Here is a 23,038-nt window from a genome sequence, read left to right on the forward strand (position 1 = left end):
GCCGGTCAGCGGGACTCCGGCCCCACCAGGTGGCGCGCGATGACCATGCGCTGAATCTGGTTGGTGCCCTCGACGATCTGGAGGACCTTGGCCTCGCGCATGTAGCGCTCGGCCGGGAAGTCGAGGGTGTAGCCGTAGCCGCCGAGGAGCTGTACGGCGTCGGTGGTGACCCGCATCGCGGTGTCGGTGCAGAACAGCTTGGCCATCGCCGCCTCCTTGGAGAACGGCTGGCCGGCGTCCCGGAGGCGGGCGGCGGTCAGGTACAGCGAGCGGCCCGCCTCTATCTGGGTCGCCATGTCGGCGATCATGAAGCGCAGGCCCTGGAAGTCGGCGATCGGGCGGCCGAACTGCTGCCGGGAGGCGGTGTACGCCAGCGCCTCGTCCAGGGCGGCCTGGGCGACGCCGATCGCACAGGCGGCGATGCCGAGACGGCCCGAGTCCAGCGCTGACAGGGCGATGGCGAAGCCCTGGCCCTCCTCCCCGATCCGGCGGGCGTCCGGCACCTGCACGCCGTCGAAGTGCAGCTGGGCCGTGGGCGAGCCCTTCATGCCCATCTTGCGCTCGGGTGCCGCGGCGGTCAGGCCTTCCGCGTCGCCGGGCACCAGGAAGGCCGTGATGCCGCGGGGGCCCTGCTCTCCCGTACGGGCGAGCACGGTGTAGAAGTCGGCGACGCCGCCGTGGGTGATCCACGCCTTGGTGCCGTTCAGCGTCCAGACGTCCCCGTCGCGGACCGCGCGGGTGGTCAGCGAGGCGGCATCGGAACCGGAGGAAGGCTCCGAGAGGCAGTAGGCGCCGAGCAGACCGCCGCCGAGCATGGCGGGCAGGTGCGTGGCGCGCTGCTCCTTCGTACCGAACTCGGCCGTGGCGTGGCAGGCGAGGGTGTGCACGCTGACGCCGAGGCCCACGGTCAGCCGGGCGGCCGCCAGCTCCTCCAGCACCTGGAGGTAGACCTCGTAGGGCTGCGCACCGCCGCCGAACTCCTCGCCGTACGGGAGGGAGAGCAGCCCGGCCTCGGAGAGCAGCGTGAAGATCTGCCGGGGGAAACGTCCCGCCTCCTCCTGCTCCGCGGCGGTCGGCCTGATCTCACGCTCGACAAGGTCCCGTACCAGCGTCAGCAGGTCGCGGGCCTCCTCCGTGGGCAGCCTGCGATCCACCGGCCGGGGGCCGTACTCGTTCATGCGGCGCTCTCCTCCCTGTCGGGCGCTGCGACGGCGCGCCCGAGGGTTGAGGCGGCGCCGCCGGTTGATCACACAGTGCTCAGCAGATGATCGCGCACCGGGTCGCGGAAGGCGGTGACCTGCAGCTGTGGCGCTAGGAGTATGCCCGATCGGCAGCGCTACGTCACTGGTTGACCTGCATCTCTTCCGGGCCCGTACCGGACTTGGTCATCACCGGCTCCGGACGCGCGGACTCCGGTCCGGCACTCCGCCGCACCCCCGCCTCACCTGGCACGACGCCCGGACGCCGCGGCAACGGGAAGCTGTACGCGACAGGAAATTGGTCCAAACCATTGACCGCACTGGTCTAGTCCTTCTACCTTCTCCGGCAACGCTCAACGCGTTCATGCCAATTCGGAACGCGTTTTCCGTTCGCTCCACCTCGACCCCCCTCCGAGGAGACGACATGCCCAGACCGCTCCGTACGCGATCGCCGCGCCGGATGATCGCCGCCACCACCGCACTGTGTACCGCGGCCCTGGCCGGCACCCTGTTCGCCGGCACAGCCGCCGCGGACCCCGCCGCATCCGCCGCCCCCACGGCCGCGGCCGCCCCCGCCGGCACCCAGGCCGCGGCCGGGAACAAGGTGGTCGGATACTTCACCAACTGGGGCGTCTACGACCGCAATTACCACGTCAAGAACATCCAGACGTCCGGCTCGGCCGACAAACTCACCCACATCAACTACGCCTTCGGCAACGTCCAGGGCGGCAAGTGCACCATCGGCGACGCCTACGCCGACTACGACAAGGCTTACACCGCTGACCAGAGCGTCGACGGCAAGGCCGACACCTGGGACGCGGGCGCGCTGCGCGGCAACTTCAACCAGCTGCGCAAGCTCAAGAAGCTCCACCCGAACCTGAAGGTCATCTGGTCCTTCGGCGGCTGGACCTGGTCCGGCGGCTTCGCCGAGGCCGCCAAGAACCCCAACGGTTTCGCGCAGTCCTGCCTGGACCTCGTCCAGGACAAGCGCTGGGCCGACGTGTTCGACGGCATCGACATCGACTGGGAGTACCCCAACGCCTGCGGTCTGACCTGCGACACCAGCGGCCGCGAAGCGCTCACCAACGTACTGAAGGCGCTGCGCGCCAAGTTCGGCGGCAAGTTGGTGACGGCGGCCATCGCGGCCGACGCCTCGGCCGGCGGGAAACTGGACGCCGCCGACTACAAGGGCGCCTCCCAGTACGTCGACTGGTACAACCCCATGACGTACGACTACTTCGGCGCCTGGGACGCCAAGGGCCCGACCGCCCCGCACTCCCCCTTGACCGCGTACAACGGCATCCCGAAGGCCGGCTACAACACCACCGACACCATCAATAAGCTCAAGGGCATGGGCATCCCCGCCAACAAGCTCCTGCTGGGCATCGGCTTCTACGGCCGCGGCTGGCAGGGCGTGACCCAGGACGCCCCCGGCGGCACCGCGACGGGCGCGGCCCCGGGCAAGTACGAGGCCGGCATCGAGGACTACAAGCTCCTCAAGACCCGCTGCCCGGCAACCGGCAAGGTCGGCGGCACCGCATACGCCAAGTGCGGCAACCAGTGGTGGAGCTATGACACCCCCGAGACCATCGGTTCCAAGATGACGTACAAGAACCAGCAGGGCCTGGGCGGCACGTTCTTCTGGGAGCTGAGCGGCGACACGGCCAATGGGGAGCTGATCAAGGCGATCAAGTAACCGGTCGCTGAGCGGCACGGCGCTGCTCTTGCCTGTTGAGGCTGCCGCGGTCTGTCCGCCACCGTTTCACGGAGGCGGACAGACCGCGTCGCTGCGGGAGAGGCCAGGTCCAGGGTCGGTACGGGCCGGCGCTGATCGCGCCGGCACGCGGCGCTGCGACCGTGGTCGCGGACCCGCTGCCACCGCAGGCGTCCGTCGCGGTCGGCCGGCTTCGGGAGCATGGCCGTGAGCTGGTCCGCGCACCCGGGCAGGGCGTCCGCCGCGGCCTCGGGTGTCACGCAGGCCTCACCGCGGTAGGTGTGCGCGTCTACGTCGGTGACCACACCCGGCAGCAGACGCAGCCGCGCGTCGTACGGGTCTGCCCACACCCTGGCCGTTCACAGGTCCAACGGGACCCAGGCGCCTCGCCCCTCCACTGGGCAGCCCCTGCCGTAGGTCACGCACGGCTCCTTCTCATGGGCTTGAGGAGCCGGTACATCAGCGGACGCGTGACCGTACGGCGGGTTCACCGAAATCGGTCGTAGGACTGCTCGCGCGGGTGGAATGGTGCCTCGCGTACGCGGGCGCAGATCCAGGCTCCCTCCTCAAACGGACCTTGCCCGAAGCACGTACGACGCGAGGGTGACCGTTGCTTCGTAGGAGATGGCGGTCTTGTCGTATCCAGTAACGATCTCGCGGAAGCCTTCGAGGCGGCTGAAGCGGCGTTCGACAGTGTTGCGTCGACGGTGGATCTCCCGGTCGGAACCCGGCGACAGACCACCGCTCTACAGTGCGATCACGATCTTGCCGTGCACGTGCCTTTCGGCCTGCGTCGTCACGGCTTCGCGAATCCGCTCGACCGGGAAGGTCGCCGCGATCGGCACCGTGATCTCGCCGGAACGGATCGCGTCGGCGATCCGCTCCAGGGTGCCCGGGGCCGCGTCGAGGGCGCCCAGCTTGCGCACACCGGGCGGCGGGGCGGGGCCGTCGGCCACGACGGTGATCCGCTCGGGTGCCACGCCGAGCTTGAGCGCGGTCTCGGCCGCGTCCCTTCCGAACAGGTCGGTTGCGGCGGTGATCCCCTCGGGCGCCAGGGCCCGCACCCGGTCCGCCAGGCCGGGGCCGTACGCCACGGGTTCGGCGCCCAGCTCGCGCAGGAATCCGAACGTGCCCTCGGAGGCGGTGCCGAGCACCCGGGCACCCGCGAGCTTCGCGAGCTGCACGGCGAAGACGCCCACGCCACCCGCCGCCCCACCGATCAGGACGGTGTCCCCGGTGCGGAGCCCGAGCGCGGCGAGCGCGGCGGCGGCCGTCAGACCGGACACCGGAAGCGTGGCCGCCACCTCGTCGCCGACACCCTGCGGGGTGTGCCAGAGCGTTCCCGCGGCTGCCTTGACCAGCACGAAGTCGGCGACGGACCGGCCGATCGCGGCCCCGTACACCCGGTCGCCGACCGCGAAACCCGTGGCCTCGGCACCCACCTCGTCCACCACTCCGGCGAAGTCGCTGCCGAACCCGGCCGGCAAGGTGATGCCGAACCGCGCCGCCATGTCGGGCTGGGTGGTGATCTGCCAGTCCATCGGATTCAGCCCGGCGGCCGTGACCCGGACGCGGATCTCGTCCGGTGCGGCGTGCGGCTCGGGTATCTCCTGCAATTCGAGCACTTCGGGACCGCCGAAGCGGCGGTAACGGACAGCTTTGCTCATTTTGGTGACCTCTCCTGGCCAGTGATGGGACTTGGTCTCATCGACCGTACACCACTGATGGGACCACGTCCCGTACACTGCTCCCATGGCTCGCTGGCAACCCGACGCACCAGGACGACTCGCCGCCGCCGCCCTCGACCTCTTCGAGGAGAACGGCTACGACAACACGACCGTGATCGACATCGCGGAGCGCGCGGGGCTCACCAAGAGCACGTTCTTCCGGCACTTCCCGGACAAACGTGAGGTGCTCTTCGGCGCGGGCACGATTACCGGCCTGCTCACCGAAGGGATCGCCTCGGCGCCGGCGGAGGCCGGGCCGCTCGACACGGTGGCGCACGCCCTCGACACGCTCGGCCGGACGTTCTTCACCGCCGACCGCCGCGAGTACAGCCGCCGGCGCCAGGCCGTGCTGAACGCCAACACGGAGCTGCGCGAGCGCGAAGCCCTGAAGCGGATCGACCTCACCGCCGCGATGGTCGAGGCCCTCGAACGCCGCGGGGTCCCCATCTCGACCGCGCGCGTGACCGCGCAACTGGGCGCGCTCGTCTGGGAGATCGCCTACGACCAGTGGATCGACGCCACCACCGGCGAGGACTTCGGCCCGCTGGCACGGCAAGCGCTCGCCGAAGTACGCGCGGCCGAAGCCGTGTGCTGAGGTGCGTGTCGCGTTGTGAGCCCGGGCAGCCGTACGGCCACGAGCGGGTTCGCATCCCGTGCGCAGTCGGCCGCGGTCAAAGGCGGCGGCGCCCGCCGACAAGGTGGCCGCTGGGACACCGGAGTGCTCGGGAGGAGCCTTCACCGCTGCCGACGTCCGGGCGGTCAGTGCTCGCTCGCAGCATGAAAGGCGTAACCGAGCAGATCGAGGAACCCGAGCAGGTCCCGCCGCGGCGGCCCGAGAACGGGCCCGGGCCGTGGGTGTGGCGCCGGCCGCCCGGTGCCCGGCCGACTCTGTACGTGCGCCGCGCCCCCGGCAGCACCTCCGAGCCCACCGTCCGCGAACCCATCCCGAAGACCACGGTCGGCCGACCTGTGGGCGACCGCGGTCCGGATCACTGGCCATGCATGGCGACCGAAGGGCGGGGCAGGATCGGTCCGCCTTGTTCCCGGGGAAGACGAACGAGGTACGGCGGGCCCGGGCCGGCGGCGGCCGGGCGGCTGTGGCGGTCGGTCTCCTCGCGTGATCCGCAGACCGGGCAGAGGTAGGTGTTGCGGGCGCCGGAGCCCGGGCCGCACGGGCCGTCGCCGTGCTCCGTGCGGCCGGTCAGAGGGCGGAGCTGTCGCTCATCGTCTTGCGGATCCAGCCCGCGTAGGCGGGCGCGCTGGTGTACAGCCCGGGGCCCTCGCTGCATCGCACACCCGGGACGCCCGGGCCCGAGGTGACGCCGATGAGTTCCCAGCGTCCCTTCCGGTTCCGCTGAAGCTGAGGACCGCCCGAGTCGCCGTTGCACGCCATGGCCTTCGGCACCTGGCTGACCGTGCACAGGCGGGTGCTGCCCGCGTAACCCGGCGCGCACTCGGAGACCGCTGCACTGCGCGTGTCGAGCTCTTGCAGACGGTGGGGGAAGACCCACTTGGTGGGATCGGGGGCCGTGTCGTCGATGGTGCCGAAGCCCAGGATCCGGGTCGGAGTTCCGGGCCGCCCCGGCTTGTCGGCAATGCGGACGGGCCGTTCGGCAACCGGGCGGTCCAGGCGGAGCAGAGCGAGGTCGTCGCGGTTGGCAACGACGTTCTCGCCGTTCTTGTAGCCCGGGTGGGACACCGTCCTGGCGATGGAGCGGACCGTGCCCCCGGACTTCTTCCACGCACTGCCGATGCGGACGGTGCCGTCCAGGGTGACGAGCTTCGGGTCCACGCAGTGGGCCGCGGTGAGCACCCACTTCGCGTCGATCAGCGATCCCCCGCAGAAACCCTTGACCGCGGGGTCATCCGCCCCCGTCACCGGGATCGACACCATGAACGGGTAACGCTGCGTGGAATCCTTGCCGTTGACGATGGCTTCGGCGCTGCCGGTCATCATGGTGGCGCCCACCGCACCCGCCAGGGCCACCGCGGCGGCGCGCGCCACCGTGCGGCGCGAGGACTTCAGACTGAACACTGGTTCTCCGATCGGACGAGCGCTTGCGACACACTCAGCCTCCGCCATCAAGAGGAACTGATCCATCCGGCCAGCAGGCCTGTCAGGGTTCGGTCAGCGCCCGCTCCAAGGTAGGGATAGCCCCAGGCCGAGCGGTTCACCAAGGACGCCCCACCGAGCGACCCCTACGGAGAGTCCCACCACCTTCGGGAAAGGAAAGTTCGCACCAGCGAACTCCGGGCCGAACATGCAGTGTTGCGAGCTGACCGCACGTGACGGGGGCGCACTCGTGTGACAGCGCAACAAGGAAGGGTCTACTGGGCAGTAGCATCGCGCCACCCCCTCGCACCCGAGTGGACCAGCCCCATACGCAACGTTAGGTTGAGGGCGTCTCACGGGGAGGGCGAGTGACGGGTCAACAGGAGATGCCGTACCGGGTGGAGTCGGACCCGGACTGGAACACCGTCGCGGCCGGCACGGCGCGGGTCGGTCTGCATCCGGACGAGGCGGCGCCCGAGGTCATCGTGATCAGCGGGCCGTGCCCGCGCTGCCGTCACGAGACCGTGCACTCCGAGCCGCTCATCGCGTACGCCAACGCGCTCAGCCGTACCAGTTTGCTGGCCCGCGTGCTGCGGCACCGGGCCGCCGAACCGGGCTCGCGGGAGGTCGAGGTCATCTGTGGCTGTCTGACGTCCCACTCCGAGACCGGCGAGCACAAGGGATGCGGAGCCTCCTGGGTGCTGCATGTCGAGTGGGGCGTGTGATGGCGGTCCGCGTCACGGCCGGTACCCCCAGCACGCCCGCCGGCCGGCTACGGGCCGAAGAATCTCGCAGGCTACTGGACGACGAGCTCGCCCGGGTGCGTTCCCAGGCCGAGAACTGGCGCAACGGCCTCGCAGGTCTGCTCGGCCTGCTGACCGCGGTGGGAATCGTCAAAGGGCCCGACACCGTGCAAGGGCTGTCCGGGGGAGCGCGGGCCGCCGTGGGACTGCTCCTGCTCGGCGGCCTGCTGCTCGCCGCGTGCGGGGCCTTCTTCGCCATGCGGGCCGCTTTCGGGCTGCCGCGGCGTCGACTGGCCGATGCCTCGCTGGAGGAACTGCTCACCAGGGAGCGGCTCACCGTGCGCCAGGCGGTACGGGACCTGCGGCGCGCCATCGCCGCGGGGTTCCTGGCACTGGCGCTGGTCACCGCGGGGGTCGGTCTGACCTGGTACGGGCCGCGGCCGGGGAAGCCGGGGGTACGGGTCGTGGAGACCGACGGGAGCGTGCTGTGCGGCACGCTCGTCGGGGTCGACGCGAAGGTGGTGCGGTTGCGGGTCGACGGGGTGGAGCGGCGGGTGCCGGTGGGACGGGTCGGATCGGCGAAGTCGGTGGAGGACTGCTCCTAGAGGGTGGTGAGGTTGGCCGTCCAGCGGGGGTCGGGTTGTTGCCCACGCTTGAGGAGGCCGAGGAGGTGCGGAGCGGTGGGCTCCCAGAGGACGTCGACGATGTCCTGGATCGCCGTGCCGAGGACGATGGCGGACTCCCCCTGCCTCTCGTCCCGGAGGAGCGTGCGGAGGGCATCGCGTCGCTCGGCGATGGGTGGATGGGTCGGGGAGACAGGGTGCGCCTCACTCCGGCCTTCCACCAGCAAGGACAGGGCGCGTTCGAGGACCTCGCAGGCGGAGAAGAACAGTTCCGTACCCGCGTGGGAGAAAGCCAGGTCGTACTTCTCGGTCATCACCTTCGTGCACAGGAACCAGCCGAGTGTGTCGGCGTCGTGCTCCTGCTTCCATTTCCAGGTGACCTCGGTGAGCTCCCCGTCGGCTGTTCCGGGCACCCGCCGCGGGCTCTGGCTCTCTGCCAGGTGGTCGAGCAGGACGTGTCCGTATTCGTGGCCGAGGACGAACAGCTCCAGCCCGTCCCGGAGGATGGCTGCCTGCACGTCGATGGGATGGGGGGCGTGATACGGGCGCGCTCGGCTCGGTTCGCCCTCGAAGAGATACGCGCGGACGACATCGGCGAAGCGCAGGATCGCGTCCGGGGAATGCTTCAGGTGGCGGCGCACCTTGTCGGGGTGTACGGAGAACGCGGTCCTCCCGCCTCCGGCGTCCTCGAAGGGCATTGCCATGGCCACGGCTTTGCTGAACAGGTTGGCGAAGGTGAAGAGTTCACTCTCGAAGATGACCAGATGGGTGCGCGCGTCAGGTGCCAGCAGTGTCACCGCGTTGATCTCGCCGGTGTCCAGCGATCCGAGCACCGGGCGAATGAAGGGGGCGGGAAGGTACTTCTCGATCCGGTCGGCGAGCGAGTGGATGATGTAGTGGCTGTGATACGACTCCTCGGGGCCACAGGGAGGCCAGCGCTGCTGAAGCCGCAAAGCCTCTACAGTATCCGCGTCCGGCTGCTCCCCCGGGGGCAACTTGTCGACGAGCTCGCGCAGGGCGGACACGCGACGCTGGTTCGCGTGCCTGCCCCACCGTCCTTGTGCGTCCGCGATCTGCGCCTGGAGTTCCCACAGATAGGCCCGCGCCCCATCCGTCCGTGTTGTCATCGCACTTCCCCCCGTTTCTCCTGCATCCCTTCAGTCTGGGGGCAGTTGGGCCACCGTGTCAGCCCTCATGCGGATCACGCCACTTCGCGGAGGGTGTCGCGGGCCGGCAGTCCGCGAGTGATTCAGCGGCGCCGGTACCGATGCACCGGCGCCTGTCCCCCCCTCCCACCGCGGCAGCCGCCACCGACACCCGCCCGGCCGACGATCGAGCCCGGCTAGCAGGTGTGTGCTTCTTCCCGGCACGGCTCAAGGATGGTGGTGGGGTCGAAGAAGCGGGCCGAGGGCTTGGCGCGGACGTCGCCGGTGGTGATGTCGCGGATCACGATGCCCTCGTCCTCGGTGAAGCTGGGGTCCGCCTTGTAGCCGCCGAGGTAGATCCCCTCCGGGCCGGACTTGTTGGCTGTGACGATGTGCAGGTAGTCGCCGGTGCGGCTCTTCCAGAGGGCGCTGCGGACCGGATCGCGCCAGTCGGTGTTCATCGCGACGACGTCGACTCCCATACGGGCGAGGACCTGGGCGGTCTCGGGCGGCATCATGTCGACGTCCTGCATGAGGGCGAGCCTGGCGTAGTCGCGGTCGATGACGAGGTAGTCGTCCGACAGCCGGTCCTCGGGGAGCTTTTCGCCGCGCTTGTGGTGGGTGCGCCGGTAGTCGTAGGACTGCCCCGTCGAGGCGATCAGGGTGCTCTTGGGCACCTCGGTGCCGGTGGCCGGGTAGTGGATGAGCAGGTCGGTCCCGCGTCCCGTGGCGAACGACGTGAGTTTCGCGAGGCCCGCCGTGTCGGAGCCGGGGAAGTAATTGGCCGGGAAGACGATCAGGCGCAGTTTCTTGCCGGAGGACTCGGCCTGGGATACGGCCTTGGCCGCGGCATCGAGGGCTGCCTGCCAGGGTGCTGTGCTGGGGCCGGGGTCGACAGCGGCGGCGGTGAAGGTGGCCGGGTCGGGCTGGTGGAACTGCTTTTGCGTATACGGCTCCAGGGTGTCCTGGCCCATCAGGGAGTACATCGCGGGTTTGCGCTCCACCGGGAAGGTCCGTGACGTGCGTACGGGAACCTCGCCGTAGCCGATCTGATCGGACTGGCCGCTCACGTCCGCGAGGACCTTGCCGTCAGGCGTCATGATGATGCTGCGCGAGCCGAAATCGAAGTCGTAGGGGAACGGCGACGGCACGGTGAAGGTGTTCTGCGTGAACACCTCGGGTTTGGTTCCCTTGGTGCCCTTGCCCCAGCGGTTCGCGACAATCATGGAGAAGTCGTTCTCGAAGGTCCGGACACGGACGAAGTCGGTGTCGATCCCGACGTTGGCGGGCGCGATCAGGATGTCCGCTCCCTGCACCGCGGCCGCTCTGGGAAACTGCGAGTTGAACATGTCGGAGCAGATGACCAGCGCCATCCTGCCGTACTCGGTGTCGAAGGTCGGGATCGGCTCGAAGGAAGAGGCGTTGTACGAGGATTCGATCAGGTGGTTGCGCTTGTGATAGACACCGCGGGTTCTGCCGTCCGGGCCGAGGAGCACGGCCGAGTTGTAGTACCGGTTCGTGTCCGGCTCGTAGACGGGCATGCCGAACGCTATGTAGGCGTGATGCTGTCTGGCGACAGCGCCGAGCGCGTCGGTCGTTTTCCCGGGAACCTCCTCCGCGGCCTTTGACATCTCCGCACGGCTGAAGAAGGAGTATCCGCTGGTGGCCATCTCCGGCAGCACGATGAGCTTGGCGCCCTTGCCTGCCGCCTGGTTGGCCAACTCGACCATCTTGGCGCGGTTGTTCTCCACCTTCCCTTCCTCCGGGGCGAAGTGAATCGTCGCGGTCTTGAGGGCCTTGGGTGCTGGTGATGCGTTCGCCGCGGCGGCACTCGTGGGCTCGTGGCCCGGTAACAGGGGAATCAGCCCTGCCAGAACAGCCGCAACCACGGCAGACCGGACCCGGTGACGACGGAACAACGGAATCCGCTTCAAGGATGTCTCCGATCTCATACGGCGGGCACCTTCTTCGCGTACCTCAGAGCAGCACTCAGGAAGTTGCGCGGGATTTCCGGGTGCATGCTGAAATGGAGATGGATATAGCTGGCCGCTACGTTGTCGAGCACAAAGCCTGCACGGCGGCGTTCCCCCGTGCTCGTGGTCACCTCGTACAGATTCGGCTCGATCTCGGCAGTGGTGATACGGGACTGGTGGAACTCCTGACCGCGGGCACGCTGCCCCGCCTCGCCGAGCGGAGACGGCGCCTGTGTGCGTACCTCGACGTAGTGGATGGCGAGGTACCGGCGGTCCATCACCACGTCGATCGGGAGGATACCGGTCATGGCCGCGGCTTTTCCGTCGAATCCGGTCAGCGACCGGGCGAGGTACATCATCCCGCCGCACTCCGCGTAGACCGGCATTCCGTGCGCGGCGCGGGCCCTCAGCTCGTGCGCCAGTGAACGGTTGGCAGCCAGCTCGGCGGTGAAACTCTCGGGGTAGCCACCACCGAGGTAGACCGCGTCGGCTCCGTCCGGCAGTTGGGAATCGACGGTGGGCCGGAACGGCACCAACGTGAACCCGGCGTCCTCCAAAGCGCGCAGGTTCTCCTCGTAGTAGAAGCAGAACGCGGCGTCACGGGCCACCGCCAGTCGTACGTGGGACGCACCGGGACCGGTTCCGCGTGGCGGATGGTGGGCGGATGTCTCGCCGGGGTCGGGCAGTGCGGTGCGGGTGGTCGCCAGCAGCCGGTCCACATCCACCGTGCGGCCGGAAGCGACCTGTGCGGCAGCGCGTTCCGCGGCGGCGGTCGGGTTCTCCTCGACCGTGGTCAGCCCGAGGTGCCGCTCGTCGACACGCAGGTGCTCGCTGCGCTCGACCCAGCCGGCCACGAGCTCTCGCAGTTGGTCCGGCAGCGCGGTGAGGACCATCTCGGCGTGGGTGCGGCTGCCGACCTGGTTCAGGACGCATGCCGCGATCCGGACCTCGGGGTCGAAGGCCATCAGGCCGCCGAGCACGGCTCCGGACGTACGCGTCATGCCCCATACGTCCATGACGACCACGACGGGAAGTCCGAGGAGCTTGGCGATATGCGCCGCGCTCCCCTTCTCCGTGCCGTTCTCCCCGTCGTACAGCCCGCCCATGGCCTCGATCACGCACACATCCGCCTCCGCGGACCAGCGGCTGAAAGAGCCGCGCACTCCCTCGACCCCCATCATCCACAGGTCCAGATTGATCGAGGGGCGGCCGGTGATCTCCCGGTGATATCCGGGGTCGATGAAGTCGGGGCCGATTTTGAACGCCTGTACCTTGAGACCGCGTTCACGCAAGAGGCGCAGCACAATGGCCGTAACGGTCGTCTTGCCTGCGCTGCTGTGCGTCGCGGCGACCACGAATGCGGGCCGCGACCGCGGTGCGGGATCGGTGCTGGCCGTGTTGTTCACTGCTGCCCCTCCAGAACGAGCCGGATCTTCAGTGCAGTGACGCAGAGTACAGCCAGGTTCCGGGCCCGCACTGTCAAATACGGTTCGCCGGGCTCCCTTTGTCCAGTCGGCGATTCGGGCGCTTCCCGCTGGTCGGTGAAGGGGCCGGTTCCAGGCGGTCATCTCGTCGGCGCTCCTCCCCCGGCCGCCGGCGACGCGGGCCACGAGAGCCGTGATGCGGGATATCGGGTCCCCGGTGTGCGGCCGACTACATACACTCCATTCCGGCAAGCACCAGAAGATCCGCCGGAATCTCCTGGACTCCACAGCCCCCCACAGCACTCCGTAGCTCTCGACAGCAGTCCGCAGCAGGCAGGCGAAAGACACCGTGAAACGCAGCGTCAGACCTATCACCTACAGCCTGGCCACAACAGTCACCGCAGGGACCCTCGCGCTGACCGCCGCAGCACCCGCCCACGCCGATGACTACCGCTACTGGTCGCTACGGCACGGAGACAACGGCATCTGGCGCACCACAGCCGAGGGCCCGGGTACCTACCGCCCGGCCGACGGCGCTGTGGAAGGGCTGCGCTTCGCCGTCTTCCGAGCGGACACGAAGGAATCCGTAGTCCCCCGTGCTCCCGCCGACTTCAAGGCGATCTGCGCCTCCACCCCGGCGAAGACAGGCACCAAGCGGGTCGCCCTGGTCCTGGACTTCGGCACGGCGCAGGACGCCCCGTCCGGAGAGAAGCCCCCGTCGCTACGTTCGCACTGCGTACAGTTGCCGCCGCAAGCCACCACCGCGGAGGTACTGGCCAAGGCCGCGCCGCCACTGCGGTACGCGCCCTCGGGGTTGCTGTGCGCCATCGCGGGCTATCCGCAGCGCGGCTGTGGCGAAGCGGTGACCGACCGCTCCGGACGCGCGAGCGGCAGCGACAGCCCTCGCAGCGGCGGCGGTTCGGGTGGCGGGCCGTCCGTGGGGCTGCTGCTCGGAGGTGGCATCGTCGCTGCCCTGGTCGGGGCGACCGCGTGGCAGGTCCGACGCCGCCGCAACGCCTCCTGAACGTACCTCGGTCGGCTTTGCCGACGCCCACCTGGCCAACGTTCGTGCCGGTGATTGCCGGCCGGCCTCACGCCTTCACGTTGGGAACTGATACTTCAGCTGATTTCACAGCCCTGCTTGTCCGTACTGACGCCGTCCATTCTGCTTCCCCATGCCCAGTCGGCGGACCGGTCATCGACCCAGATCTTCCGGGCATAGCACCTACCGTCGGGGCCGTGGTCGATCGCGTACACGATCAGGCCTGAAGCGGCTCTGAAAGACCGAGCGCGGCCGTGGAGCTGATCCGGTACCTCCGCATAGCCCGATGGGCGGTAGCACCAGGATGTGCCTCGGTACTCGGGCTCCGCATAGAAGCAGACTTTGCCGTCCCCTTGGATCGGTGTCGACGGTGCTGCGATCGCAAGCGGCGTGGACAGAGCAAGAGCTGAAACGAAAGCTGCCGCAGTGACGGAATGACGCATGCGCGTGCTCCAGAGTAGTCGATAGAACCACGCCAGGATCCCAAGGGCTGCCGCCGGAAAACGCTTGCAACACTCTTAGAACACATATCGCAAAGCCCCCCTTGGCCCCGCCTTCAGGAGGGCCCGACACGAAAAGCTCGCGCACGGCGCAAGGACAGCTCACCGGAAAGCAGGCGTCAGTCCACTCGCGGCGCGCGAGGAGACGGGCCCTGGCCCCAGTCGGTCAAACGAACCGCGGCTTCCGCGCACCGGCCACGCTGCTCGTCCACGCAACTGACCAGCGGAATACGTGGTCCCGCATCCCTTCGACGTTTTCAACGCCAGGGACGCGCACGAATTACGTCCACCCTCCGGTAACCCTGGACGACATACCGCACCGTTGCCGGAACCACGAAACCGGGCCCGCCCCATGCAGACCCGGCCTCGTCCTATCGTTTCTCTACCTCTGCCGACTGCTCACGCCCGCCGCAATACCGAGCCCCCCGCAAAGCGCGCCGAATCGCCCAGTTCCTCTTCGATGCGGATCAGCTGGTTGTACTTCGCCGTGCGGTCGGAGCGGGAGAGTGAGCCGGTTTTGATCTGGCCGCAGCCGGTCGCCACCGCCAGGTCCGCGATGGTGGTGTCCTCCGTCTCGCCCGAGCGGTGTGACATGACGGCCGTCCAGCCCGCCTGGTGGGCGGTGGCCACCGTGGCCAGTGCCTCGGTCAGGGTGCCGATCTGGTTGACCTTGACCAGGACCGAGTTGCCGACGCCGGTGCGGATGCCCTCGCGCAGCAGCGCCTCGTTGGTGCAGAACACGTCGTCGCCGGTGAGCTGGCAGCGGTCGCCGACGCGGGCGGTCAGCTCGCGCCAGCCGTCCAGGTCGTTCTCCGCCATCGGGTCCTCGATGGAGACGATCGGGTAGGCGTCGATGAGCTTGGCCAGGTAGTCGGCGTTCTCGGACGGGGTACGGCGCACTCCCTCGCCCGCGTAGTCGTACACCCCGTCACGGAAGAACTCCGACGACGCCGGGTCCATGATCAGGCCGATGTCCGTGCCGGGGCGGTAACCGGTGCGCTCGATGGCGCTCACCACGAAGTCGAGCGCCTCCTCGGCGGTACGCAGCGCGGGCGCGAAGCCGCCCTCGTCGCCGACGCCCGTGGAGTGCCCGGCGGCCAGCAGATCGCGGCGCAGGGTGTGGAAGACCTCGCTGCCCATGCGGACGGCTTCGGCGAAGGTGTCCGCGCCCACGGGCGCGATCATGAACTCCTGGAAGTCCAGCGGATTGTCGGCATGGGCGCCGCCGTTGACGATGTTCATCATCGGCAGCGGCAGGAGGCGTGCGTCGGCGCCGCCGAGGTAGCGGTAGAGGGGCTGGCGGTGGGCCGCCGCGGCGGCCTTGGCGGCGGCGAGGGAGACGCCGAGGATCGCGTTGGCGCCGAGCCGGGACTTCGTGGCGGTGCCGTCGAGAGCGACCAGCGCGGCGTCGAGTCCCGCCTGGTCCGCCGCGTCCCGGCCGCGTACGGACGCCGCGATCTCCCCGTTGACATGGGCCACCGCGCGGTCGACGCCCTTGCCGTGCCAGCGCGCGGAGTCCCCGTCGCGCAGTTCCACGGCCTCCCGGGCACCGGTGGAGGCGCCGGACGGGACTGCCGCGCGCCCCAGGGATCCGTCCGCCAGGACGACGTCGACCTCGACCGTGGGGTTGCCCCGGCTGTCGATGATCCGGCGGGCGGTGACGGTCTCGATGATGGCGCCGGCGGTTTTGGCTGCCTGTGCGGACATGGGGAGGTCCTTCCCGTTGTCGTATGCCGTGGCCCCGGCTGCGACAACGCTGGCGCTGAGCCCGACGGACCAAACACTACAGCATTGCTGCACAGTTTTGCTGAGCAGTTTGGCTGGGCAGTTTTGCTGTACAGCACCACCGTGGACGGCAGACGCGCAGGTCAGGTGGCAGGTCGGATGCGCGGCTCCGCCGGCCGACGAGGTAAAGTGCCCTATGCCCAACCCGGAAGCCGCCGCCATCGCCGCCGAACTGCGCACCGCGATGAGCAAGCTCACCCGACGCGTCAAGCACGAGGACCGCATCCCCCTGGGCCAGGTCGCGGTGCTCGGCGCGCTCGACCGCGACGGCGCCATGACCACCAGCGACCTCGCCGCCGACCAGCGCGTACGCCCGCAGTCGATGGCCCGGGCGGTGGGGCTGCTCCTGGAACAGAACCTGATCACGCGCCGGGCGCACCCCACGGACGGCCGCAAGTCGCTGGTCGAGCTGTCGGACGCGGGCCGGGCGGCGCTCGAAGCGGAGCGCCGCCGCAGGGTCGGCTGGCTCGCGCAGGCCATCGAGGCCGAGCTGACGGACGAGGAGCGGGCGCTGCTGGCGCGGAGCGCCGCCCTGCTGGAGCGGCTCGCCGCGCGCTGACGCTTTGGCAGGCAGCGTTCGCCCCGTAAGCCCGCCCCCGTAGCCACGCCCCGTTCCCGCGCGTCCCGGACCCGGCCGAGGGCCCGGGACGCGCGGGGCGCTCAGCTTCCTGCCGCTGCTCCGGCAGCGATGACCTCGCGGTTCACTTCGCGGACGCGGTCAGGATCGACCTTGAGCTTGCGCCGGTCGTACGTCCAGAAGCCGTTGAGTTCGTTCTCCAGGTCGGAGACCTGCGTGTAGACCGAGCCGGACAGCTGCTCGCCCGCCTGGCGCAGGTAGAACGTCCGGGTGTTCTCGACGTACTTCCGGGTCAGCGCCTCCGTGTCGGCCACCCCGCTGTAGATGACGGTGGGGGTGCCGGGCCACATGTGGCCGGGGGTGCGCAGGGTGAAGCCGCCGTGTTCGCCGTCCATGGCGGCCCGGCGGTCGTCGGGTGCGGGCGGGTCGACGTTGTTGTAGTCGTGGTGGTCGATGATGTCGCCCTTGCCCGCGTCGCCCTTGGAGTTGCAGCAGTTGACGCCGCTGTGCGCGTTGACGACGCGCGAGGGGTCGGCGGCCTTGACGGTCTCGGCGAGGCGGCCGGTGGCGTCGCGGTCCCACTCGCCCCAGCCCTCGTTGAAGACCACGTAGCCGCCGAGCGCCGGGGAGTTGTGCGTCTGCCGCATCATCTCCCGGGCCTGGTCGGTGAACGCGTGCTGCCCCTGCTCGCCACTGATGTCGCCGGAGACGAAGTCCTGCCACACCAGCAGTCCGAGCCGGTCCGCGTGGTAGTACCAGCGGGGCGATTCGACCTTGATGTGCTTGCGTACCGCGTTGAAGCCGAGCTTCTTCTGCCCCTCCAGGTCGAAGCGGAGCGCGTCGTCGCTGGGCTGGGTGTAGAGGCCGTCCGGCCAGAAGCCCTGGTCCAGCATGGCGAGGGAGAAGAAGGGCTTGCCGTTCAGTACGAGCTTGGGGTGACCGCCGACCTTCTGTACGCCGATGGAGCGCATCCCGAAGTAGCTCTTGACGGCGTCCTTCGACCCGCGGTCGCCGAGGGTGACTTCGAGGTCGTAGAGGTAGGGGTCGTCGGGCGACCACAGGTGCTGGTCGCGCACCTTCAGGCGCAGGTCCGCGTTGGCCGCTCCGGTGACCCTGCCGACCACTTTGCCCTTCTTGTCCCGCGCCACGGCGGTGACCTTCGCCCGCGCGGATGCGCTACGGGACTCCGCCTTCAGTGTGAGGGTGCCGCTGCCGATGTCGGGGGTACTGACGATCCTGTCGACGGCCGTCCTGGCGACGGGTTCCATCCAGACGGTCTGCCAGATACCGGAGGACTGGGTGTAGAAGATGCCCCCGGGGCGCGGTGTCTGCTTGCCCTTCGGCTGGTTGCCGCCGCCGGTGTCGGTGACCCCGACGATGATCTCCTGCTTGCCGTCCCTCTTCAGCGCGTCGGTGATGTCGGCGTTGAATCCGGTGTAGCCGCCGGTGTGCTCGGCCACCTGCTTGCCGTTGACCCACACCCGCGCCTCGTAGTCGACGGCGCCGAAGTTGAGCTTGAGGCGCTGTGCGTGGCCGACGTGCCAGCTCTTCGGGACGGTGATGAGCCTGCGGTAGAACATGTGGTCCTCGTGCCGCTCGATCCCGGAAAGCTGCGACTCGACGGGGAACGGCACCGTGATCTTCTCGCCCAGCGCCTTGCCGAACGGGGGCTGCTCGCCCTTGCGGGCACCGGCGAACTCCCAGCGGCCGTTGAGGTTCTGCCACTTCGCCCGCCTCTCCTGTGGGCGGGGGTATTCCGGCAGCGGGTTGTCCGGGTCGACCTTGTCGCCCCACGCCGTGGTCAGCCGGTGGGTGGAGTGATTCCCGGCAGCGCGGATCACCGTGGGCACGGGCTTCCCGCCGCTGGTCAGCCCGCCCTTGCCGTCGTAGGCGAAGCGCACCCGCTGCCCCTTCTGGACGGGCCCGGCCAGCGTGAGGACCACGGAGCGCGGGTCGCCTTCGTCCCTGACGACCGACGCGACGGGCATGTCCGTGGAGTCGACCTCCAGCGTCACGTGGTCCTTCAGCGCCTCGGTAAGTCCGGCCTCGCCCTCGAACGTCGCCCGCAGCCGACGCCCGTCGGTGCCGACGGTGAGGTCCACCGGGTACGGCTCGAAGCCGTCCGGCGGGGTGAAGGCCGACTCGGGGACCGGCTGCTTCTTGACGTCCGGACTCTGCCAGCTCAGCAGCATGTTGGAGCCACCGCTGTCCTGGAACATCTCGTACCGGAAGTCGTACTGGCGGCCGGCGGTGAGCTCGACGGCTTCGCTCTTGATCTCGACGTCCCAGTCGGGCACCCAGTGGTCGATGACCGGCTTGCCGTCGATGAAGAACCGGAAGCCGTTGTCGCCCTTGGCGAAGAAGGTGAACTTCCCGCTCCTGGGCACCTCGATCTTGCCGCTCCACCGGGCCGTGGTGTGCTCGGTGCGGCCCGTGGCGATCCGGAAGGTCGAGCTCAGGTCGGGGAAGTCGACGGCCGGCTCCAGGATCGTCGCGCCGGGTTCGGCGAAGTCGCGGGCACCGGGCTTGGACATCCGGAAGTACTCGCCCTTGAGGCCGTGTCCGCCCGCACGCAGGTCCTCTGCCACTTGGCCGGCGGCCTGACCCGCCGCCCGCGCGGGGAGCGCGAAGCCGCTGACGGACAGCGACGCGGCGAGGGCGAACAGCAGGGTGGGGAGCAGGAGTTGCGGGGAGGGTCTCCGGGTGCGTCTCACGCGGTGTCTCCAGCGGGGGACGCCTCTGGCACGCAGGCTCAGGCGATACGAAGAAGGAAACATAGTCAAACAGTTAGGCACAGCCTGCACCGTAAAACAACAGTTCTGCACGGTAATTGGCCGAGGACCGGGCACTCTTCGATCCCGACCGACCGCAACCGGTCGCGATTGCTCTCAACCGCTCCCGGCCGCTCGGGGTGAGGCGTGACGGAGGGGCGGGAGGTCATGGCCTCCCGCCCCTCCAAGGCACCTCGGCGCGCCCCGCGCCCGGTCAGGGAATGGGCGGCCGCGTGGGCGCCGGGCAGGCCGGCTCGTACTCCTCGATCAGCCGCAGCGTGCCCCCCAGTCCCCGGACGAGCAGCGAGCAGACCGTGCCCCGGTCCAGTTCCCGCCGCGCGATCCATTCGAGGGTGACGCCCTCGACGCTGGAGAGCCAGCCGACCAGTGCCGTACGGGCGAGCGCGGGTATCTCCGCGCGGCCCCAGGCGGCGTGCGCGATGGTGCCGAGCAGCTGCTCGCGGACCGCGTCGCGGATGGCGAGCACCTGCGCGTCGAAGCCGACGCCGCCGGTGACGATGGCGCGGTAGGCCGCCTGGTGGTGCTCGGCGTAGCGCAGATAACCGTCGATCGTGTGCTGGACCCGCTCCATGGGCGGCAGGTCGTGGGTGCTGGAGGCGCGCTGGACCAGTCCGGCGACCGCGTCCTCGATGATCGCGAGGTAGTAGCCGCGCTTGTTCTTGAAGTAGTAGTAGATCAGCCCTTTGGCGACACCGGCCTGGCGGGCGATGTCGTCCATGGACAGGGCGTCGTAGGAGGTGTCGGCGAACAGCCCCCTTCCGATGGCGATCAGTTCGGCACGGCGCGCCTGCGAGCGCTCGGTGGCGCGGGCGGTCCGTGGGGTACCTGGTCCGCGCTGTTGACTATTATTCAATTCGAGCCCTAGTCTCCAACTGCCACGGGTTTTCCGCAGTATGGCAGAGGTACGCCACCTGCGGCTTCGTCCCGTAGCCGCTCCACACAGGCACTTCCCTCGCGCGCTCGCACGTGTCCACGGCTGCGCTCGCAGCCGGTCCATCGCTGCCCCGGGGAGGAAGCAGTGAGCAAGAACAAGCGGCCGTTGCCTCAGGGACGCACTTCCTGGAGAAAGACCGCGGTGACGGCGATCCCCGCGGTGCTCGCCGTCGGCGCGATGGCCTCGGTGATGGCCGAGGGCGCGCTGGCCGCCTCGTTCGCCGTCTCGGGCACCAACTTCCAGGTCTCCTCGGGCAAGCTGACCAGCCAGGGCCTGGCCTCGTACGTACACACCGACCGCGACGCGGGCGGCAAGGGGCACCCGGTGGCCCTGCTCGGCCTGGGCAAGGCCGTCCTGAGCGACATCTGCCAGGCGGCCGAGGTCAAGACGCCGCTCGGCACGGTGGTGTTCAAGCTGACCGCGGGCGGCGACGCCGGTCAGGTCACCGCCGACAATCTCGTCATCGACGGCGAGGACCTGGTGGGCGACGCCCGGTTCGGTACGGCGCAGATCGGACGGGACGCCTCCACCCTCGACCAAGTGCCCGGCGTCCAGGGCGAGAAGGGCAAGTTCGGGCTCCAGGCGGGGAACATCGAGGTCGCCGGCGTCAGGTCGCACGCCTGGTCCGCCACCGGCGGCAACTTCCGCCTCAAGGGTCTGCGGCTCGACGTGAGCCTGGGCGGCAAGAAGTGCTTCTGAGCAGCCGGCGCCCGGCCGTCCGGCTTCCCTGGCCCGAGCGGCGGGCGGCGTTCCGCGGCTGGCGGCGGACCCGCCCGTTCTGGGCCGGACTGCTGCTGATCCTGGGCGGCGCGGAACTGCTGCTCGTACCGCTGTCACCGCTGACCGTACTGATCAACCTCGGCCTGGGCGGACTGGCCGCGATCGGCATCGGCCTCGCGCTGATCGTGGCCGGGCTGTTCCTGTGGCTGCGCCCCGCCGCCCACCACTACGTGAGCCTGCACGCGCTGATCCTGTCCGTCCTGTCCTTCGCGGCGACCAACCTGGGCGGGTTCCTGGTGGGGATGGGGCTGGGGATCGCGGGGAGCGCGATGGGGTTCGGGTGGACGGTGGTGGAGGGGGGTGAGGAGCGTACGGGGTCGAACGCGGCCGAATCCGGGCCCGAGGCCGAGTCCGGGTCCGGGTCCGGGTCTGGGTCTGGGTCCGGGCCCAGCGGGTACGCGCCGGACGGCGGTGACGCACCCGGCACGGCCGTATCCGACAGGCCCTCCCCCAACGGAACCACCCCCACCGACAGCACCCCCAACCCCCGAAACCGAGCCCTCTCCATAGCCCTCCCGATCGCCCTCGTCGCAGTCATCGGCACCCCGGCCCCACCCGCCCGCGCGGCGGCCGGCATTCCCGCGCCGCCCACCCCGCCCACCGTGACCACCACGATGTTCGCACCGAAGGGCTTCACGCTGGCCGGCGTCACCGAGGTGCCCACCGTCAACGGCCCGGTCAAAGCGATGGTCCTGCGCATGAAGGCCGCCTCGCTCACGGACTACCGGCTGATCACCCGCGACGCGGACGGCCCCCAACTGGGCCTCGGCGCCCGCAACCTGGATCTGAGCGGCAACGTGACGCTCTACCTGACCAAGATCAGCGGCTGCCTGGAGGGCATCCTCTGCCTGACCTTCACCCCCGACACGCTGCCGGTGCCACCGGTCGTACCGCCGTTCGTCTTCATGACCAACGTCGACGCCGAACAGGCCCTGGTCACCTCGGACCTGATCGTCGCGGACGGGCTGACGCTGAACGCCGGTACGGGAGCGGGAACAGCGGCGGGGGCGGGACCGGGAATGGGGTCCGGGACGGCATCGGGAGCGGGGACGGCATGATCGGCCTGCCGGCCGCGCTGTTCTGGGCGTACGGCATCGGCTCGACGTTCGCGCTCGCCGCCGCCCGGCAGCTCCAGTTCCTCGAACGCCGAGCCGCCGACCGCACCGGGCTGCCCAGGCTGCTCGCCCCGCGCCTCATCAGCCGCGCCGCGAACCCGTACCTGTGCCTGACGCTCCTGTACGCCGCGGTGCTGCTGGCGCCGACCGGGCTGTTCCTTATGTGGCAGAACCCGTCCTGGTCGACGATGCACATCGCGGACGGCCACCGCGGCGTCTGGGCGGGCCTGCCCCTCCTCTACGCGGGCGGCGTCGTGACCGCCACCCTCCTCGGCTTCCTGCTCGCCCAGGCCCTGTGCCTGGTCGGCGCGGGCTACTGGGCGTACCTGAACTGCGTGGCCGGTCACTTCCTGCTCTTCGGCACCCTCGTGCATGGCTGGGACGGCCAGGGCTACCGCCGCTTCCTCAGTACGGACGGCGCCGCTCTGCGCGCCTGGTCCGAGGACAGTGTGATCAACTGCGTTCTGCGCTTCCTGACCTCCGGCACCTTCCTCACCCTCCTGGTCCTCGGCGCCGCCGTCATCGGCACGCTGTTGCTGACCGAGATCGGCTGGCTGGCCGAGGGCTGGCTCCTACCGGGCGGCGCACAGGACCTGAAGGTCCCGCGTTTCCTCGCCGTCGCCATCGCGGGCGCGGGCCTGTACGGGCTGCCGCTGCTCGGCGCCCTCCTGGCCAGCACGCTCGTCCGCTTCCTCGGCTATCCCGTCGGCCTGGCGGTCTTCGCCGCAATCGCGGGCGGACTCCTGCTGCCGCGCCGCTCCCCCGTCCGATGGCTGTACGGGCTGGTGGGCCTCCCCAAGGGGCATTGGCGGGCGACGGCGGACCTGCTCCCGGAGAATAGGGCGACCGCGGCACGCTCCTGACATACCGGGCACGGCTGAGCATGCCTGGCGCCGCGCCCGGCGCACTTCC

18 protein-coding genes are annotated in these 23,038 nt (G+C 69.7%); 9 read left to right on the forward strand and 9 right to left on the reverse strand.

What is annotated here, in order from left to right; all coding sequences use genetic code 11:
* Positions 1–5 precede the first annotated feature (5 nt).
* Positions 6–1,178 carry an acyl-CoA dehydrogenase family protein gene (locus CP984_RS01190; protein ID WP_003984190.1) on the reverse strand — a complete coding sequence of 391 codons (1,173 nt, stop codon included), beginning with the start codon at positions 1,176–1,178 and terminating at the stop codon, positions 6–8.
* 445 nt (positions 1,179–1,623) lie between these two features.
* Here CP984_RS01190 and CP984_RS01195 point away from each other — a divergent pair, with 445 nt between their 5' ends.
* On the forward strand, positions 1,624–2,895 hold the full coding sequence (locus tag CP984_RS01195) for a glycoside hydrolase family 18 protein (protein ID WP_003984189.1): 1,272 nt from the start codon (positions 1,624–1,626) through the stop codon (positions 2,893–2,895).
* A 764-nt stretch (positions 2,896–3,659) separates the two neighbouring features.
* Here the strand turns inward: CP984_RS01195 and CP984_RS01205 are convergent.
* Positions 3,660–4,580, reverse strand: a complete 921-nt coding sequence (locus tag CP984_RS01205) for an NADP-dependent oxidoreductase (protein ID WP_003984187.1) — start codon at positions 4,578–4,580, stop codon at positions 3,660–3,662.
* 85 nt (positions 4,581–4,665) lie between these two features.
* Between CP984_RS01205 and CP984_RS01210 the strand changes: the two genes are divergently transcribed.
* Entirely contained in the window at positions 4,666–5,235 is a 570-nt protein-coding gene (locus CP984_RS01210; protein WP_003984186.1) for a TetR/AcrR family transcriptional regulator, read from the forward strand.
* A 606-nt stretch (positions 5,236–5,841) separates the two neighbouring features.
* Here CP984_RS01210 and CP984_RS01215 read toward each other — a convergent pair.
* Positions 5,842–6,675, reverse strand: coding sequence for a S1 family peptidase (locus CP984_RS01215; protein ID WP_003984185.1), 834 nt, complete (start codon positions 6,673–6,675; stop codon positions 5,842–5,844).
* A 386-nt stretch (positions 6,676–7,061) separates the two neighbouring features.
* Between CP984_RS01215 and CP984_RS01220 the strand changes: the two genes are divergently transcribed.
* Together CP984_RS01220 and CP984_RS01225 are read left to right on the forward strand one after the other, a co-directional pair.
* Positions 7,062–7,418, forward strand: a complete 357-nt coding sequence (locus CP984_RS01220) for a hypothetical protein (protein WP_129821023.1) — start codon at positions 7,062–7,064, stop codon at positions 7,416–7,418.
* Between the two features lie 95 nt (positions 7,419–7,513).
* The gene (locus CP984_RS01225; RefSeq protein ID WP_139679681.1) at positions 7,514–8,041 is read left to right on the forward strand and encodes a hypothetical protein; all 528 of its coding nucleotides are present in this window, start codon (positions 7,514–7,516) and stop codon (positions 8,039–8,041) included.
* Here the strand turns inward: CP984_RS01225 and CP984_RS01230 are convergent.
* The 3 genes from CP984_RS01230 to CP984_RS01240 all read right to left on the reverse strand — a co-directional run bounded on the left by CP984_RS01230 (position 8,038) and on the right by CP984_RS01240 (position 12,583).
* On the reverse strand, positions 8,038–9,186 hold the full coding sequence (locus tag CP984_RS01230) for a M48 family metalloprotease (RefSeq protein WP_129821022.1): 1,149 nt from the start codon (positions 9,184–9,186) through the stop codon (positions 8,038–8,040). The two genes, CP984_RS01225 and CP984_RS01230, sit on opposite strands and share 4 nt — an antisense overlap.
* A 215-nt stretch (positions 9,187–9,401) precedes the next feature.
* Positions 9,402–10,955 carry a nitrilase-related carbon-nitrogen hydrolase gene (locus CP984_RS01235; RefSeq protein ID WP_003984181.1) on the reverse strand — a complete coding sequence of 518 codons (1,554 nt, stop codon included), beginning with the start codon at positions 10,953–10,955 and terminating at the stop codon, positions 9,402–9,404.
* A gap of 197 nt (positions 10,956–11,152) precedes the next feature.
* On the reverse strand, positions 11,153–12,583 hold the full coding sequence (locus tag CP984_RS01240) for a cobyrinate a,c-diamide synthase (RefSeq protein WP_003984180.1): 1,431 nt from the start codon (positions 12,581–12,583) through the stop codon (positions 11,153–11,155).
* Positions 12,584–12,950: 367 nt separating this feature from the next.
* Between CP984_RS01240 and CP984_RS01245 the strand changes: the two genes are divergently transcribed.
* Positions 12,951–13,625 carry an SCO2322 family protein gene (locus tag CP984_RS01245; RefSeq protein WP_003984178.1) on the forward strand — a complete coding sequence of 225 codons (675 nt, stop codon included), beginning with the start codon at positions 12,951–12,953 and terminating at the stop codon, positions 13,623–13,625.
* Positions 13,626–14,542: 917 nt separating this feature from the next.
* Here the strand turns inward: CP984_RS01245 and eno are convergent.
* A complete protein-coding gene (gene eno / locus CP984_RS01255) occupies positions 14,543–15,850 on the reverse strand; it encodes a phosphopyruvate hydratase (protein WP_003984176.1) in 1,308 nt (435 codons plus the stop codon).
* 214 nt (positions 15,851–16,064) lie between these two features.
* Between eno and CP984_RS01260 the strand changes: the two genes are divergently transcribed.
* Positions 16,065–16,487 (forward strand): MarR family winged helix-turn-helix transcriptional regulator, encoded by a 423-nt coding sequence (locus CP984_RS01260; RefSeq protein ID WP_003984175.1) that lies wholly within the window; start codon positions 16,065–16,067, stop codon positions 16,485–16,487.
* A gap of 101 nt (positions 16,488–16,588) precedes the next feature.
* Here CP984_RS01260 and CP984_RS01265 read toward each other — a convergent pair whose 3' ends face one another.
* Together CP984_RS01265 and CP984_RS01270 are read right to left on the reverse strand one after the other, a co-directional pair.
* Positions 16,589–19,219: a PA14 domain-containing protein gene (locus tag CP984_RS01265; protein WP_003984174.1), complete on the reverse strand. Its 2,631-nt coding sequence runs from the start codon at positions 19,217–19,219 to the stop codon at positions 16,589–16,591.
* Between the two features lie 271 nt (positions 19,220–19,490).
* Entirely contained in the window at positions 19,491–20,150 is a 660-nt protein-coding gene (locus CP984_RS01270; protein ID WP_030185321.1) for a TetR/AcrR family transcriptional regulator, read from the reverse strand.
* 222 nt (positions 20,151–20,372) lie between these two features.
* Between CP984_RS01270 and CP984_RS01275 the strand changes: the two genes are divergently transcribed.
* The 3 genes from CP984_RS01275 to CP984_RS01285 are packed head-to-tail and all read left to right on the forward strand — an operon-like array spanning position 20,373 to position 22,989.
* Entirely contained in the window at positions 20,373–20,930 is a 558-nt protein-coding gene (locus CP984_RS01275) for a DUF6230 family protein (protein ID WP_003984172.1), read from the forward strand.
* Complete coding sequence (locus CP984_RS01280; RefSeq protein WP_003984171.1) at positions 20,921–22,069, forward strand: DUF6114 domain-containing protein; 1,149 nt, start codon at positions 20,921–20,923, stop codon at positions 22,067–22,069. Before CP984_RS01275 ends, CP984_RS01280 begins: the two co-directional genes overlap by 10 nt.
* Complete coding sequence (locus tag CP984_RS01285; protein ID WP_003984170.1) at positions 22,066–22,989, forward strand: hypothetical protein; 924 nt, start codon at positions 22,066–22,068, stop codon at positions 22,987–22,989. The genes CP984_RS01280 and CP984_RS01285 overlap by 4 nt, the downstream gene beginning before the upstream one ends.
* Positions 22,990–23,038: the final 49 nt, after the last annotated feature.

Origin of the sequence: Streptomyces rimosus, from assembly GCF_008704655.1 — a bacterium.
Taxonomy (GTDB): domain Bacteria; phylum Actinomycetota; class Actinomycetes; order Streptomycetales; family Streptomycetaceae; genus Streptomyces; species Streptomyces rimosus.